This window comes from Paenibacillus selenitireducens (assembly GCF_002021565.1).
Lineage (GTDB): Bacteria > Bacillota > Bacilli > Paenibacillales > Paenibacillaceae > Paenibacillus_K > Paenibacillus_K selenitireducens.
In genome coordinates, this window is record NZ_MSZX01000004.1 from 38,590 (window position 1) to 55,974 (window position 17,385).

12 protein-coding genes are annotated in these 17,385 nt (G+C 44.5%); 11 read left to right on the forward strand and 1 reads right to left on the reverse strand.

The genetic code is table 11. The features are described 5' to 3' along the window. Positions 1-4: 4 nt before the first annotated feature. The 7 genes from BVG16_RS10650 to BVG16_RS10680 all read left to right on the forward strand — a co-directional run bounded on the left by BVG16_RS10650 (position 5) and on the right by BVG16_RS10680 (position 9,514). A complete protein-coding gene (locus tag BVG16_RS10650; protein ID WP_078498548.1) occupies positions 5-694 on the forward strand; it encodes a response regulator transcription factor in 690 nt (229 codons plus the stop codon). A gap of 142 nt (positions 695-836) precedes the next feature. Next, on the forward strand, positions 837-2,549 hold the full coding sequence (locus BVG16_RS10655) for a methyl-accepting chemotaxis protein (protein ID WP_078498549.1): 1,713 nt from the start codon (positions 837-839) through the stop codon (positions 2,547-2,549). Between the two features lie 12 nt (positions 2,550-2,561). Continuing rightward, positions 2,562-4,727 carry an EAL domain-containing protein gene (locus tag BVG16_RS10660; protein WP_078498550.1) on the forward strand — a complete coding sequence of 722 codons (2,166 nt, stop codon included), beginning with the start codon at positions 2,562-2,564 and terminating at the stop codon, positions 4,725-4,727. A gap of 284 nt (positions 4,728-5,011) precedes the next feature. Beyond that, complete coding sequence (locus BVG16_RS10665) at positions 5,012-5,614, forward strand: TetR/AcrR family transcriptional regulator (protein ID WP_078498551.1); 603 nt, start codon at positions 5,012-5,014, stop codon at positions 5,612-5,614. 171 nt (positions 5,615-5,785) lie between these two features. Continuing rightward, positions 5,786-6,982 carry an MFS transporter gene (locus tag BVG16_RS10670; RefSeq protein WP_078498552.1) on the forward strand — a complete coding sequence of 399 codons (1,197 nt, stop codon included), beginning with the start codon at positions 5,786-5,788 and terminating at the stop codon, positions 6,980-6,982. A gap of 294 nt (positions 6,983-7,276) precedes the next feature. Beyond that, entirely contained in the window at positions 7,277-7,540 is a 264-nt protein-coding gene (locus BVG16_RS10675; RefSeq protein ID WP_078498553.1) for a CD3324 family protein, read from the forward strand. A gap of 492 nt (positions 7,541-8,032) precedes the next feature. Next, positions 8,033-9,514 (forward strand): amidase family protein, encoded by a 1,482-nt coding sequence (locus BVG16_RS10680; protein ID WP_078498554.1) that lies wholly within the window; start codon positions 8,033-8,035, stop codon positions 9,512-9,514. A 207-nt stretch (positions 9,515-9,721) separates the two neighbouring features. On the opposite strand, the gene BVG16_RS10685 is transcribed toward BVG16_RS10680, so the two are convergent. Continuing rightward, the gene (locus BVG16_RS10685) at positions 9,722-10,258 is read right to left on the reverse strand and encodes a DUF1697 domain-containing protein (RefSeq protein ID WP_078498556.1); all 537 of its coding nucleotides are present in this window, start codon (positions 10,256-10,258) and stop codon (positions 9,722-9,724) included. A 263-nt stretch (positions 10,259-10,521) separates the two neighbouring features. Here BVG16_RS10685 and BVG16_RS10690 point away from each other — a divergent pair, with 263 nt between their 5' ends. From BVG16_RS10690 to BVG16_RS10705, 4 genes are all read left to right on the forward strand, one after another. Then, complete coding sequence (locus BVG16_RS10690) at positions 10,522-13,638, forward strand: hybrid sensor histidine kinase/response regulator (RefSeq protein ID WP_144027356.1); 3,117 nt, start codon at positions 10,522-10,524, stop codon at positions 13,636-13,638. After that, positions 13,631-14,752: a response regulator gene (locus BVG16_RS10695; protein ID WP_078498560.1), complete on the forward strand. Its 1,122-nt coding sequence runs from the start codon at positions 13,631-13,633 to the stop codon at positions 14,750-14,752. Before BVG16_RS10690 ends, BVG16_RS10695 begins: the two co-directional genes overlap by 8 nt. A gap of 130 nt (positions 14,753-14,882) precedes the next feature. Further along, positions 14,883-15,824 carry an HD-GYP domain-containing protein gene (locus BVG16_RS10700; protein ID WP_078498562.1) on the forward strand — a complete coding sequence of 314 codons (942 nt, stop codon included), beginning with the start codon at positions 14,883-14,885 and terminating at the stop codon, positions 15,822-15,824. Between the two features lie 96 nt (positions 15,825-15,920). Beyond that, positions 15,921-17,333 carry a HEAT repeat domain-containing protein gene (locus BVG16_RS10705; RefSeq protein ID WP_233146999.1) on the forward strand — a complete coding sequence of 471 codons (1,413 nt, stop codon included), beginning with the start codon at positions 15,921-15,923 and terminating at the stop codon, positions 17,331-17,333. Positions 17,334-17,385: the final 52 nt, after the last annotated feature.

Genomic DNA, 17,385 nt, shown 5'->3' on the forward strand with positions numbered 1-17,385 from the left:
TAGAATGAAAGTTCTATTAATTGAAGACGATTATGTTGTCGGAGATATGATTGCAATGTATTTACGTGATGAAAATTATGACGTGTTAAGAGTAGGTTACGGCAAAGAAGGAGTTCAACAAGTAAGAGACTTTCACCCGGACATCATCGTCTTGGATTTCCTTCTTCCTGATGCGAACGGCATCGAATTATGCACTGAAATACGGAGCTTCAGTTCCATTCCAATTATCATGATTTCGATAAAAACGAACGTTTCTGACCGGATAACAGCCCTGTTGGCCGGTGCCGATGATTTTATGTGCAAACCTTTCAGCATGAGAGAGTTGCTGGCTCGAATCATCGTCTGTATGCGAAGAATGATCAATCATGAGACCAAACCTCATGAGAGGATTGATATGCCGGAATCTATCTCCTCCATACAAATAAACCAAATTCAACGAACCGTACGGATTGATGGTCAGCATATTGAAACCACTTTTAGTGAGTATGAATTATTATTATTGTTTTACTTCAATCCAGGAAGAGTGTTCACGAGAGAGAACTTGATTACTGCGCTTGGAGGCGAAGATGCTCCTGTCAGCGATCGCTCCATCGATGTTCATATCACGAAATTAAGAAAAAAGATTGAAAAGGATCCAAAACACCCTAAACATATTCTAACGGTTTGGGGCGTAGGCTATAAATTTGTGATGTGATAGGCTGCATGTTTGTTACGAAAGTATGTCCCAAAAGACATGCTTTTTTAATGCCCAGCAAATTTATTATTAAGACCTGACTATTACAATAGATTTCAATATAAGGTTTGAATTCTAATTTAGTAATTAAAGGGGAATAACAATGAACTTGCTAAGAAATTTACGGGTTGGAAAAAAGTTGACGTTATTAGTTGGCATCTTATTGTTGCTAACATCGGCTTTATCGGGGTACGGAATCTATGTTATGAACAGATTGGCACATGATACAGAGAGCATGTACCAAGATGTTGCACTCCCCACAATGACATTGGGACATTATCGGGCGAATAACCGTGCAATTGAAACGATCACGTTTCAGATCATGCAAATGGTTAGTGAATCAGAAGGTCAACAATTATTGTTGAAAATGGAGAGTCTGTTCTCAGCAAATAACGAGTACCTAAATCAGTTAATGCATGCGAATATTTCATCGGAGAATAAGGAATTGATCCAGCAAATTAATCAGAAATATCAAAGTTATATGAAAGTTGTCAAGGATACTGTATCTTTAGGTGCGCAGAATAAAAATGAGGAAGCTTATCAATATTACAAAGATCATGCAGATGCGTTGCAGAATACCATTGTTTCCTTAGGGGACAAGCTAGAGGATAATAATAAAGCTTATGCTAAAAGTTTGAATGACGATAATACGGCACGAGCGGAACAAACTTCTTTGATTATGATCATTGGAACTGCGATTGCGATGATTCTTAGTCTCTTACTCGGCATCGCCATTACGAAGATGATTACATATCCGATTCAAGTCGTAAGAGGTGTTATCGCAAAAGCGGAAGCAGGAGATTTCACCTGTCATGTGAACTACGATTCGAAAGATGAACTTGGCATGATGGCTAAGTTATTCAATCAAATGCTTATTACATTACGATCCTCGTTCAGTCAGATTGCTGAGTCATCGCATCAATTGGCAGCGTTCTCGATTGAGCTGAATGCAAGCGCTGAACAAACGAGTATTGCAAGCGAGCATATTGCTGTATCCGTTCAAGAAATCGCTAACGGCGTGGAAGAGCAGGTTCGTGCTGTCGAAGCGAGCAGCAGCACTTTAGAAGTCATGGCACAAAATGCACAACACATCGCGGAAAGCGCGCAGACTGTCACGGAACAAGCTGTGCAGGCGGAGGGGAAATCCGTACGTGGTATTGAGGCAATAGGTACAGTGTCGGCCCAGATGAATACAATTAATGAAACCATCCAGGGACTCGGCGAAGTCATCCGAGGGCTTGGTGCGCGTTCGGGCGAAATCGGACTTATTGTAGATACGATTACAGGTATTGCTTCACAGACGAATTTACTTGCATTAAATGCCGCAATCGAGGCGGCAAGGGTCGGGGAACACGGCAAAGGATTTGCAGTCGTCGCCGGTGAAGTGCGTAAATTAGCAGAGGAATCCGCGAACTCGGCAGGCCGTATTTCAACGCTTGTGGATGCGATTCGAACCGAGACAGATGCGGCTGTTGATTCCATGAATCTCGCGACAACAGAAGTATCGAATGGCTTGATGACGGTCAACGCTGCTGGCGAGTCATTCCTAGACGTGCAGCAAGCGGTTCATTCGGTTGCAGGCCAAATCCAAGATGTATCTACAGCCGTTCAACATCTGGCTTCCGGTACGGAGCAAATGTTCGCTACGATCCAGCAAATTAATGAAACGGCAGTATCTTCTGCAGCGGGCACACAGAATATTTCAGCTGCCACGGAAGAACAATTGGCAACAATGGAAGAAATAGCGGCATCTTCCGAATCACTGACGACCATGGCTGAAGAATTACAGACGAACATTTCCATGTTCAAAGTGTAACCATGGTGAGAAATGAAAAATTGGAGTGTACGCAAGAGACTATGTATTTGTTTTAGCACAGCCGCGACCATGATCGCGATCGTAGGGTTACTTGGAATTTTATCGTGTTATCGGTTGCAAGTATTAGCGGAGTATTCACATCGGTCCCAGCTCCAAACCCAAGATTTTCAAGAGATTCGAATGCAACTGCGGCAGGTGAATGCCAATACGCTTGAAATGATTCTAAGTACGGATGTACGACATAGGAATGCCCTTGAGACGGATTCTCAGCAACGGATTGAGCGGATCCATGCAATAATTCAGAAGTTCGATTACATCGACTTTAATCCAGAGATGATGGAGGAGTTCACCGATTGTAACCTTAAGCTTGAAGAATATCTTCAGAAGCGCGATGTTGTCGTTGCGAAAGGGAATAATACGCTTAGTTATCAAGTTTATGAGTTCTTTTTGTCGGATATCCAACCGCTGGTGTACCAACTATTTGATAAGCAAGACCACCTGGGATACCGCTTAGACCAAATTACATATGGAACGTTTGAGGCTAACAGCAAAAGTGCAGGGACTCTATTCGTTCTCTTATCTTTTGTTCTGTTGGTGACATTGGTTTCCTTCGTATATCTCGGACGTTGGACATACCGTTCCATTATGCTATCGCTTCGCGAGGTTATACGAGGTGCAGAACAGATCTCGCAAGGACATTTCAATATACAGCTTGAAGTCCAAGGAGATCATGAGTTTCAATTAATCGGTGATCAATTTAATTGGATGGCTCGACAAATCGAGCAGATCGTGAACGGAATTCAGGAGGAAGCCGAAGAACAAATTCAATATTTGGTCTTCCACGACGAATTAACCGGTCTGCCAAATCGTCGATCGTTCAATAAGGAGTGTCATGCGCTAATTGAACAAGCAGACTCGAATTTTCAATTTGCGGTGATGTTTATGGATGTGGATCGATTTAAATCCGTGAATGACAGTCTCGGTCACGCGGTTGGCGACAGATTGTTAAGGATGATTTCGGATCGACTGAAATCCTGCCTCCCTGAAGATCATTTCATTGCCCGTTGGGGCGGTGATGAATTTACCTTGCTTCTTTCGAGTAAGAATTCGCAGGAGAGATACGAAATCACTGCGAATAAAATCGTAAATTCGATGAAGGACCCTCTAACTATCGATACGTTTGATCTTCATGTATCGGTTAGCATCGGGATCGCGATATATCCAGAAGATGGGGGGGATATGGATACATTATTAAGAAATGCGGATCAGGCGATGTACCAAGCGAAGGAGACAGGGAAAAATAAGTACCAATTATATCAATCTAATTACGATCAATTAACAAGAAGGTTAAAGCTGGAAAACGATTTGCAGTGCGCGCTGGAGCGAAAGGAATTCTATCTTGTCTATCAGCCGCAAGTGGATATTTCGACAGGCAGAATCGTGGGTGCAGAAGCACTGATCCGTTGGAACCACAGCACGATGGGGATTATCCCGCCAGACGAATTTATACCGATTGCGGAGGACATAGGGTGCATAACGGCAATAGGGGAGTGGGTGATGAGAGAGGCATGTACCCAGAATGTATGCTGGATAGATCTAGGATTAACACCAATTTGTGTTTCTGTAAATTTATCGGCAAGGCAACTTCAACAAGAGAGATTTGTGGAGACGGTGTGCGATATTCTCGCGGAAACGAACCTAGATCCAAATTTTCTAAGGCTTGAAATCACCGAAAGTATGATGATGCAGAACACAGCAGCGTCCATACGTACACTTCACAAATTGAGAGGACTCGGGGTAAGCCTGGCGATCGACGATTTTGGCAAAGGTTACTCATCATTAAGTTATTTGAAGGACTTTCCAGTTAATGTATTGAAGATCGATCGTTCCTTTATTCAAGGAATGACACAGAATGATTATGATAAAGCGATTGTATCGTCGATTATCACGCTGGCTCATAATCTCAAGATCAAAGTTGTAGCGGAAGGTGCCGAAATGATTGAAGAAGTGGTTTGCCTTCTTCATTATGGTTGCGATGAAGTGCAAGGTTACAGCTTCAGTAAGCCTATGCTCGCAGAGGACTTAGGCGAACTTCTTCGTATCGATGATCCATACAAAGCGCAATTGGAACCATGGACATATGAGCCTCGGAGCGTCCTTCTTGTAGATAACAAATGAATGGATTAAGGAAGACTAGGTATCTTCCATGCAAAAAACAATTTAGGGATAAGACTAAATTGTTTTTTTGTTGGGAAAGTAGGTAAGTGGGAAAATGGGAAAGTGAGAGAGCAGGGTATATCAGGAGAGAATATCGCTATAACATTGGAGTTGCTTCGTGGAAATAAGGAAATACTTCAGAAGTTGCAAAATAAAGCTCCTTCTTGCTATAATACAGAACGAACGTTCAGTATTATTTACGATGGATTTGGGGTCATTCAGATGGTGTTGTTGGAGGTGAAATCATGAATAAGAAACAGCTTCAAACCGAAAAAACGAAGAAAAGAGTGGCTGACGCTGCGAGAGCGCTGTTTGTCCAGAAGGGCTACAAAGCAACTTCGATTGAAGACATCGTGGCGGCAACCGGGAGCAGCAAGGGTAACATTTACTATCATTTCAAAAGTAAAGAAGGGTTATTTCTTCATTTGCTGGATGAGTGGGACTATGAGTGGGAACAGAAATGGCGAGTAAAAGTAGCGCTGTACCCAACCACGATCGATAAGCTGTTCGGGATGGCAGAATTAATGGTTCAGGATGATCTGAATCATCCTCTAACCAAAGCGGCGGATGAATTTTTTAATAATGAAGAAAAAACGAATGACGTGGAAGAGCGTATCGCTGAAATGGTGGCGCGACACCTGAAATTCAATCAGGAATTGCTGCAGGAAGGGATCGATCGCGGTGAATTCAAGCCAGACAAAGTCGAGGTGCTTGCTTTTATTTTGGAGAGTCTGATCATGGGGCTGAGTCATATGACGCGACGGAAATACAATCTCGAAGACGCCTTGACATTATATCATTCGGCTTTCCAAGTATTTTTGTACGGTATTGTCAAATCGCAGGACTGATGATAGAAATGCAGCAGGCTTTCATGGGCGGTCGTTCATTTTCCAAATGAATCTGTACCGATCCACGCCATTTTACAGACTGAACATTCAGTATTATTAAAGATTGTGTTATAGAGAAATAATATAGCTCTTATTTATGGATAGGAACTTGACACAAAGAGAGGATTTTATATGTCATTATTAATGAAAAATAGAGGGGCTATTTTGCTTCTCATGTTCAATATATTTCTCGTGTTTACAGGAATTGGGTTAGTTATCCCGATTATGCCTACCTATATGGCCGAACTCCATATTAGCGGGAGTACGGTGGGGATGCTGGTTGCGGCATTTTCCTTAACGCAGCTCTTGTGTTCACCTGTAGCAGGCAGATTGTCGGATACGTATGGTCGGAAAAAGGTTATTGTAATCGGAATGGTCATTTTTGCAATTTCTGAAGGATTGTTCGGATTTGCTAATACGCCCGTATTACTCTTTGCTTCCAGGATGCTGGGCGGCGTAGGGGCAGCATTGATTATGCCTGCTGTCATGGCCTATACCGCGGACGTCACGACAGATGAAGAGAGAGCCAAAGGGATGGGGCTCATTAATGCGGCGATCACGACCGGGTTTATCATTGGTCCTGGAATCGGCGGGTATATCGCAGAATTTGGGATACGCGTTCCATTCTATGCAGCCGGCGTAGCAGGGGCAGTTGCTGCCTTAATCACGTTGTTCGTTCTGCCAGAATCATTGAAGAAGGAAAATCAGTTGCGGAGCCAAGAGAACCCCGTTCCTCGGCAGAGCCTTCTGACTCAATTGTTACATTCGTACAAAGAGCCTTATTTCATAAGTCTTATCATTGTATTCGTAACTTCCTTTGGTTTGGCCAACTATGAGACCGTGTTTGGATTGTTCGTTGACCATAAATTTAATTTCACACCAAAAGATATCGCCTTTATCATTACATTCGGCTCCATTGCTGGCGCTGTCGTACAAGTGACGATTTTCGGGTGGATTGTGAATACGTTCGGGGAGAAGAAAGTCATTTCATGGTGCTTACTCATCGCGGCCCTCTTAGTATTTATGACGCTTTTCGTGCATCAATATTGGATGATTATTGTGGTAACATTCATTGTATTCTTATCGATTGATATCTTGCGCCCTGCGATCGGTACGCAGATGTCCAAGATGGCCCAAGAGCAGCAAGGGTATGTGGCGGGACTCAATTCGGCCTATACAAGTCTTGGGAATATCATAGGTCCCGTGACAGCGGGGTTCCTATTTGACATTAATATCAATTATCCTTATGTATCGGCAGCCATTATTCTACTACTCTGTTACTTCTTATCGCTCCGTGCCCGAAAAGTGTTGAAAGGAATGGATGCTTAGGAGAGCCGAAGAAGGCTTTGCCCGACTGTACAAATGACAAAGAATGTGTATGATGATACTAAGGGTTATGCCAACTTTTGAGCGAGGGGGATGTACGATGTTTCAGTATGTCAAGGATCCAGCGAATGAAAAGCTCCATGCAAAGTCTAAATGAGGACTAGAGCAGGGATTGCATGGAGCTAAAGTAAATAAAACTGCTTATTGTTATTCTGCAATGTAGAGTGAAATCTGGTTTATTATTTAGGCTTTGCAACCTTAAAATTATGAATTCATTTTTAAGGGAGCGGAGTAATGATGAAATATCAGAACGCAGCGGGTATTCTTCCCGAAAAATTGCTAGCAGAAATTCAAAAATATGTACACGGGGAATTCGTGTATATCCCTAACCCCGAAGGTATCCGCAAGAGATGGGGAGAGAACTCAGGGAGCCGGCAACTCCTCAGACAGCGGAACACTGAAATACGTGAGCGATTCTCGAAGGGCGAGACGATCACCGGTCTTTCAGATCAATTCTGCCTTTCCTATGATAGTATTAAAAAAATTATATATACGAAATGAGATGGACAAAGTACATGTTGGTTGGATAACCGATGTGTACTTTTTTTATCGCCAAGTAGAATGTTATTGTCAGTTTCAGCTGTCGTAGATACGAAATCTTGACAAATTATATAAGCGCTTTGTGTGTAACGGACATGAGAGACCTTATTGTTTGCTATGCTGTTAGATTAGCCGTTGTTGCGGACACAGAAACCCTTATTCCATTCGAATCATGGGTATATAGCTTATGTTTAGCATGATAAGAGCTCCTGTGTCCGTTCACCCTGCATTTTGAGTGCTTTTGGCATCATTAAGGTCTCGTGTGTCCGTTCATTTCTCGCTCTGTTCCCTGCACCCTAATTTGATTTCGGCAATCTCTCCATTCGAAGATGAGCGACCACGTATAGAGGTAGTTTCTATTGTGGTAAAAAATGATTCGTAGTTATTTTCCATATTGGTTCAAGGGAGCCCGTTCATTATAGTTAAACTAGGAATGATAAGGGGGTTGTTCATATGAAAAGAAACTTAGATGAATGGATTATCGAAGCGGATATGATGAGCATGCAAGCTGCCATGGAATCAGGCACATTAAGCTCGGAGGAATTAGTGAAGTTGTACTTAGCCCGAATCCAAACATACGATTTGAGGATCAATTCTATCTTAGAAATAAATCCTGATGCGCTGGATATTGCCAGATCGCTTGATATCGAACGGCAGGAAAAGGGAAGTCGCGGATGGTTGCATGGAATTCCCATCTTATTAAAAGACAATATCGATACGGCGGATCGCATGCACACGAGCGCAGGATCTGCAGCTTTAGCGGAATCCATCGCTGCGGAGGACTCGTTTGTCGCCGCTCAACTACGCATCGCGGGCGCCGTAATATTAGGGAAAACCAATATGACCGAATGGGCAGGGATGATGTCTTCCACCATATGGGCGGGATACAGTTCAAGAGGAGGGCTCGCGCTGAATCCGTATGGACCCGGAGAATTATTCATCGGCGGTTCTAGTTCAGGGTCGGCGGCTGCGGTTGCGGCAAATTTGGGGGCAGCTGCTATTGGTACAGAAACATCGGGGTCGATCATTAGCCCTGCGAGTCAGAACTGTCTGGTGGGAATCAAACCTACGATCGGTTTAGTTAGCAGATCGGGGATTATCCCCATTTCACGAAGCCAAGATACGGCGGGTCCCATGGCAAGAACCGTGGCCGATGCTGTGATTCTTCTTGGTGCATTAACGGGCGTGGACGAACGGGATGAGTCGACTAACTTAAGTGCCAACCATGCTCATGGTGACTATACCCCATTTTTGGATAAAGATTTCTTGCAGCACGCACGAATAGGCATTCCTCGATATTATTACCAAGACCTAGATGATGCGAGACTTGAAATCATTGAAGCAGCCATTCAAGTGCTGAGAAACGCGGGCGCAACGATTATCGATCCGGTGCAGCTCCCATGCGAACGTGTAGATTGGGACGGTAATGTAATGCGATATGAGTTCAAGAAATGTCTGAATGATTATCTTGAGAAACTAGCTCCTGCAATACCGGTCCACTCCATGAAGGAGGTTATTGCATTCAATAACGATCATGCAGAAACCTGTCTCAAATATGGGCAGGATGGACTGACGTGGGCAGAGGAGACGAGCGGGACGCTGACAGAACAAGAATATCTCGACAGCAAGCGGAGAAATAAAGAATTGGCTGGGACACAAGGCATTGACTATGTTCTAGCGGAGCATCAGTTAGATGCACTTCTCTTTCTTGGCAATGAAGGCGGGGATGATATCGCTGCAAGAGCGGGTTATCCCGTGATTACGGTGCCGGGAGGCTTCGCACGGACGGGCATCATTGCACCGGGCGGTTATACTACGAAAGGCCCGCAAGGGATCACGTTCGTGGGTACGGCATTTAGCGAACCGACATTAATCAAATTAGCCTACGGCTTTGAACAAGTAACGAAGTATCGTTATTCCCCGTCATTCGCATAAAGAGTGAATGATGTAGGATAACGGTTCGCGTCATTGAAGGGTGATAGGTCCGATGCATTTAAGCGAGAGGTGTTGTCCTGTGCCTCTTTGACAAGGTTAAGCGTGTAGTTGGGTGAACATTCAATCAGTTGGGCAAGATTTGCAGTGTAGTGGCCTTCTCTGTAACGTCGGAAGAGACAGGCTAGCCAGCCTGTCTCCCATTTTAGCCTATAATGCCTTCGCTAACTCATCCAGCTTGTTCATCGTATTCCAATTGCGCGTTGTTGCTGTATTCCCTAACTTTTGCAGGTTTTTTGCCAGTTTGGAATCTGATATGCTCTGACGGAACAAGAAGTAGATTTCGCATCCGTGGATATGGTACTCATCGCGATTACGTTCGCTGTTCGCCAAGAGGTCGACAACCTTCTGGGGCGGTGCTTCAGTTAAGCAGGAAACATGAATGCTATGCCCTTTTTCCAAGGGAACGCCTGCGTACGGGCAATCCGCAATGATACGTTCGACTTCATCTGCTGTTCGGATCACGACCGTGATCGAAATACCGAATGCCGACTGGATGCCTTCCTCGATTCGTTGGCGGAGTACCTTTGGCTCATCACCTGATTTGAAGAGTACATTTCCGCTTTGGATATAGGTTTTTACGTGGGTCAGACCCATGTTCTCGCATATGTTCTTCAAATCCGTCATTTTGATTTTATTATGTCCGCTCACATTAATTCCCCGTAGTAGTGCAATATAAATGGTCATTCCTCGATCATCTCCTATTTCGCCTTCGTACCTCTATGCATCCTCAGTGTTGACGCCATCTTCATGAATATACCAAATAATCATGCGGCTTGTATTGTAAAAAAGCGTCAGGCCTCAATATTTTCATCGTAAAAATTAAGAGATGGGTGCGAGGTAGATATTATTCGACAAACATCTATGTTCTTGACGTTTGACTTTGTGAGTTTTTTGTGAGGACAAAATGATAGAATAGATGAAGATCAATCATGAGAAGGAGACCGAGCATGCGAAGAACAAATTATGGGAAGCTCATTTCTATTGGGTTGATCTTTATGCTAGCTATTCTCATGTATGCGGCAATTTATGCCCAGACATTACCAAATAAGAATTCACCCGCTGCACAGCAAGGGGTGTTAGATCTAAGGCACTGGGATTTCCATCAGCAGGGTATGGTTAGTCTGGACGGGCAATGGGAGTTCTACGAGAATGAATTGCTTCAGCCCGCAGACTTTCAACAAGGAGCCAGACCCAAAGTGCAATATCCGATGGTTCCTGGAACTTGGAAGGGCATGCAATCCAATGGTATTCCTCGAAAAGGATTTGGCACATACCGTTTGAAGGTTCTCGTACAAGATAAAGATGAGATTTTGGGGATGAAAATTGAAAATATCCGTATGTCCCACTGTTTATTTATCAATGGCATACAAGCAGGGGGAAGCGGGAATCCTGCCGAATCGCAAGAATCCCATAAGCCTGGAAATACACCATATAACGCTTTTTTTCATAACAATGCCCAAGAAATAGAAATTATTGTTCAAGTTGCGAATTACATGTATGGAACAGGGGGCATTATTCATTCCATCCAGTTCGGTACCGCGGAAGATATTACAGGATTAAATGGGCTGCAGATTGGCACAGACCTCGGCGTCATCTTGCTGCTCGTGATGTTCGGTGCCTATCATTTGGGCTTGTACTTTATGCAGAAGCGAGTAAAAATCTATTTATATATTGGCGTGTACCAACTTCTTCTCGTCATCATGTCATTGCTGTATGGAGAGAAAATCCTTTTGAAGCTGTTGCCGGACATCCCTTTTATTTTGGCTTACAAGCTGCTTGATATGACCCAATGCCTGAGTTCGCTGTTTATTATCTTATTTTTCCAATCCATCCATACCAAACTGTTGTCACGCCGCATGATGATTGCGATGTTAGCACCATTATTGATTTACATCTCCACGATTGTTGTGTTGCCTTACGCGATACATATTCAATTTAAGTATTTATTATTTCCTTATCTGGGTATCATGCATATATTTATCATTGGACGCATGATCTACTTGCTTAACCTTAAAAAAGATGCGACTGGCCGGAACGAGCTCATGTTGTTTATTGGGGGAGGAATATCGCTAATTATCTATTTGGTAGACGGCTCCCTATATTCGGAAAATATAGTTCAGTCCGATTTGGTCGGCAAACTTGGTGTGATCACGTTTGTTGCATGCATGAATTTCCTGTTGATGCTTCGGTTCGAGAAAGCTTATGCCGATACCGAGCTTCTTACCCGGCAATTAATGGTCTCTAACCAGCTCAAGGATGAATTTCTAACGCAAACATCGCATGAGTTAAAGACACCCCTTCATGGCATCATGAATATGACCTCGTACCTGCTGGATGACGAAGAGCATCATTTATCGGCGAAGCAGCGTCAGAATTTATGGTTGATCAAAGATACGTCAACGAAATTATCGATGCTGATTCAGGATCTGATTGATGTGAGTCGCCTGAAGCATAATGAATTGCAATTGCATCTGACTGTGGTCGATATGAAGGTAATCACCCAAATTGTGTTTGACGTGCTGCAGTTCGAGCTTCTGGGAAAAGAAGTTCAACTAGATAATCAAGTCGAGCCGGATATCTGGGTTTTTGCGGATGAGAATCGTCTGCGGCAAGTCATGTACAACCTCATTCATAATGCCATGAAGCATACCGAGCAAGGCACCATCAAGGTGATGACGAGCATAGATCAAGGGATCGTTACCGTTATGGTAGAGGATACCGGGACAGGCATCCCCTCGGATAAGCATACCGCGGTCTTTGAATATTTCGAGCAGGTGGATCGCGTTCCTTCTAGGGACGGTTATACAGGCATGGGGATCGGGCTATATATTAGTCGGAAGCTCATTGAACGGATGGGTGGGACCATTCAAGTGGCTTGGTCTGAAGTCGGACAAGGGACACAGATGTCCTTCACGCTGCCAAGCGTGGACAGACTTACGGCGGCGTATCGAGAGACGGCCTATGCTATAGACGAGCGCCCTTCATACGATAAGGGACCCATTTCGCTGGATAGCATGGATCAACAGGGGTACACGGTTCTCATCGTAGATGATGAATCCTCAAATATTCAAGTGCTTCGGAATATGTTGCGGCGTCATCGTTACAATGTGATTACTGCATTTTCTGCCAAAGAGGCTTTATCGAAAATGAAAGACTATCCGAATATAGACTTGGTTATCTTGGATGTTATGATGCCTGTCACCTCAGGTATTGAGCTATGTCAGATAATCCGGAATCATTATTCGATCCTGGATCTGCCGATCTTATTTGCGACTGCCAAGGATACATCACAGGATGTGGCCATCGGTTTCAGAGCGGGTGCGAATGATTATGTGACGAAACCCTTCGACGAGGAGACGATCCTTGCCAGAATTCAAACGTTGATTGCGATGAAGACCTCGATACGCGAGGCAATCCAGAATGAACAAGCGTTCTATCAAGCGCAGATTAAGCCGCATTTCCTGTATAATGCGCTCAACAGTGTTATTTCCTTTTGTTACACCGACGGGGAGAAGGCTGCACATTTATTATTCATGCTTTCTCAATATTTAAGGCACATTCTGGATATGGACCGTTCTACGCCGTTCGTCCCGCTATCTCATGAATTGGAACTTATCGAGGCTTATGTCGAAATTGAGAAAGCCCGATTTGGCGGACGATTCGATTTTGTATGTCAGGTCGAGCAAGGGCTCATGGAGGTCTCCATCCCTTCATTATCCATTCAACCCTTTGTTGAGAACGCGATTCGGCACGGCCTGTTCGAGAAAGACGGGCAAGGCAAGATTACGCTTCAAATTCATGAGGGAGATCAATATATGAAAGTGGTCATTGAAGATGACGGTGTTGGGATCCCGGATGATCTCCTCTATCAAATGATTCATGGCAATCATCATGCGGGCGGTATCGGTATTCCGAATATCCGTAAAAGGCTGGATGTCATTGAAGGGGCTTCGCTCCAAATTAGCTCCGAATTGGATGCGGGCACGAAAGTAACGATGTACCTCCCTTTAGACGCGGAAGCTGTTGTCGACATGAACCGGATAAGGAGCGTAGGAGATGTTTAATGTTGTCATTGTGGAAGATGAGGTGCCTGCATTGGAATTGATGAAATACATCATTAGCCGCAATTCACATTACAACATTCAGGGGGAATTCACCAATCCAATCGAGGCGCTTCGAGAAGTTCCTAATCTGAGACCGGATGTCGTATTTCTGGATGTGGAGATGCCGAATCTTAATGGACTGGAGCTTGCGCACCGATTGCTATTGAAGCTGGACGATCTGCAAGTCGTTTTCACCACCGCGTATAAAACCTATGCGTTGGATGCATTCGAAGTCAATGCGGTGGATTATATTTTAAAACCTGTAACCCCAGCATCCATTGAACGTGTTGCACAACGGCTGTTGAAAAACCATCATCCGAAAACTTCTGCGGTGGAGATGGGGCGTACTGCCCATATTCAATGCTTCGGAGATTTTGAAGTTCGGAGCGCCAGAGGGGAATGGGTTCGCTGGCCGACTCGCAAGACAGAAGAGTTGTTCGCCTATTTGTTATGCCATGCAGGGAAAGAAATGAGCAAGTGGCGGTTAGCAGACTTATTATGGCCTGATATGGATGAAGAGCGCGCATCGCATAATTTATACAATACCGTGTATCGGTTGAAGAAGATTTTGAAAGAGCATAATCTTGGCATGGAACTCCTCAAGAGAAATGAAGGGTATACACTGGATTCAAGATCTCAGAGGGTGGATGTTGTTGTTTTTCAACAGTATGATTTTACTTTACCGGAGGATCAAATAGATATCGAGCAACTAGAGCAATTATGTGCGCTGTACAAAGGACCGTTGTTTGGGAGGAAAGATTATTTGTGGAAGGTCTCTTTGGAAGAAGTTTATGCGAAGCAGTACCGGATGCTTGTAAGAACCTTGAATCGGGAGGATGGCAAACGTCAGGCTTGGTCTAGGATGGAACAGCGTCTACACGCTTTTTTGCTCATCTATCCATTGGACGAAGAAATGAATCAGGCGATCTTGGAAGTGTATGAGCGCAGCGGGAACAGGGACCTCATGATGAAGCATTATACGCAATTTGAGTTGGGCTGCCGCAAAGAACTTGGTATAGACCCACCGCAAGCCATGAGAGATTGGGCTCTAGTACATGTACATGGAAATACGTGATGAATTTCAGGCTTGTACGTCGAACAGAGGGAAGTGATTCTCTCTGTTTTTTGTGCTGCCGCTTGTGAGATTTTTGAGAGATTGGTCTGCTAAGCTAAGGGGGAATTTTGTAAGGAGGGGAGATTATGAAATGAGCAGCAATTTACATACCCAGAACATATGGCCTACAGCAACACCTTCAGCATCTATCGATGTTGAACCCTTTTCGCCGTTTACCGGAGGACAGGATGATGCCTTACATCAATTCATTGATGATATGGTACGGATGATGAAAGAATTGATGAATACTGTACAGCTTCATCATAAAATACCTCTGTTTGAGATTCGCAAGCAAATCATTCCGAGCATCCAACATGCCGCCGAATCGCTTGATATTCCTTGTTTGCTCGCAGCTCTGCAGTCTAAAGATGACTATATATACAGGCATTCCATCGGCGTTGGCGTCATGGCTACATGGATCGGCAAGTGGTATGGCGTTAGTGAATCTGAACTACCAGCATTGTCGCTAGCTGCAACACTGCATGACATTGGGAAGTTCAGAATAACGATGGAAATTTGGACGAAACCCGAGAAATTGACTGCATTCGAATATGCGCTCATGAAGAAACACACGGTCATTGGGTATGGGATGCTGAAAGAGACCGTCGGCATGAACCATCGAGTCGCGCTTGTTGCCTTACAACATCATGAACGCCAAGATGGAAGCGGATATCCGCTAGGCCTTGGAGCTTCACGTCTTGATTTGTTTAGCCGAATTGTAGCTGTGGCTGATATATTTCATGCGCTTCTATCGAATCGATCTTATCAGGCAGCATTTCCTTTTCATGAAATAATGAAGCAAATGAAAGATCAGGCATTTGGCGCACTGGATCCACAAATTTTGAGCGTATTTCTAGATCGTCTCATGCAGTCGCTTCTAGGCAAAAAAGTGATTTTAAACGATGGACGTATTGCCACCATCCGAATGATTCATACGCAAGACCCGCTGCATCCTCTTGTCCAAGTCGATCAGGAGTTTTTGAATCTAAGCCAGCAATCTTCCATTAAAATTAAACAAGTGATCGTATCTTAATTTTCTTCAAATTTAAATTAGTTTTATCTATATCCGCTTGGCGTTCTGCTTTATATAATAAGGGCGTAAACTCAAATCTGAGGAGGGATCCTTAACTTGAAACCGAACGCGCCTTTATTGTTGACCGATGAGCAAATGAGCAAATTCATTACGGAAGGCTTTTTAATTCTGCAAACTGACTTCTCCGAAGACTTCCATGCAAGATTGAATGATCAATTAAACCACGTATATGAGCAAGAAGGAAATCCGGGGAATAACTTGCTTCCGCGAATCCGCGAAGTACAACAAATATTCGATCATCCCGTTGTGACGGGTGCGCTTACCAGCGTCCTTGGACCTAACTATATGATGCACGCGCATCGGCATGGTCATTATAATGAACAGAAAATTGCCGGTGGATGGCATAAAGATAGTTACTGGGGATATGACAAAATGCGAAACCACCATCCATGGTGGGCTATGATCATGTATTTCCCGCAAGCAACGCCGAAGGAATTGGGTCCAACAGGTGTATTGCCAGGAACGCAAAACCATCAAACCCGTACGTTCGTACCTGACGAGATGCCGGAAGAGGCCTTGGCCAGTGGTGAAGCAGGAACCTTCGCGTTGATCCATTACGACATTTGGCATCGCTCGACGCCTAATGTTCTTGGTAAGCCCCGGTATATGTTGAAGTTCGAATTCATGCGGACGGAAGCCCCGATGCTGCCAAGTTGGGATAACCAAGTAACCGAGTGGAGCAAACCGGCATCGTATACCACGCCAATTGCTGAGCATGAGACCCTGTGGGAGGAAACGTGGAACTGGTTGTCTGGTCGGTTAGGAAGTCTGGCGAAGACAGGGTCTGGTGAGCCATCCGTTGTGGATGCACTCGCACAGCAGTTAACTTCTGACTTCGAGCCTGACGCCTTGAATGCAGCTTATGAACTGGCTCGCCATGGCAATGCAGGGGTGAATGTACTCATGCAAGCGCTGCTTGATGGCGATGAGAACGCTTCACGTACCGCTGCCTACGGCTTGTCCGTCGCGGGTCCGGATGCCGTACCAGCATTGCTAAGTGCATTAGATGATGAGATCCCGGCTACATTGGTTCGTACGATCTTTGCTTTAAGTGAACAGCAGCAGCATGCCGCTGTGGCGGTACCCCGTCTAACGGAGCTATTGAGCTTTCCTGAGGATCGCGTCCGTCAGGCCGTTTCAGAGGCTTTGGGGTTAATCGGGTCTCCATCCGATCAAGTGGTGTCTGCTTTGATTCAATGCCTGCAAGATAGCGATGTGCAAGTCCGATTTACGGCAGGCCTAGCCTTGTCACGGATTGGAGCTTCGGCAGATGCAGCCGTTCCTCAGCTTGAAATTGCGCTTGAAGATGACAATCGCTACGTCCGCGCACATGCGGCAGAAGCGCTTCGTTATATTGGTTCGGAACGGGCGAAGGATATACTCATCGACTCCTTATTCCAGTCCCGGTGGTGTTCGACGACAACGCCTGCCAGTACTTTTTATCCTTGATCATTACATTCATATGCAAAAGGCAGTGGTGCTTATATCGCACCACTGCCTT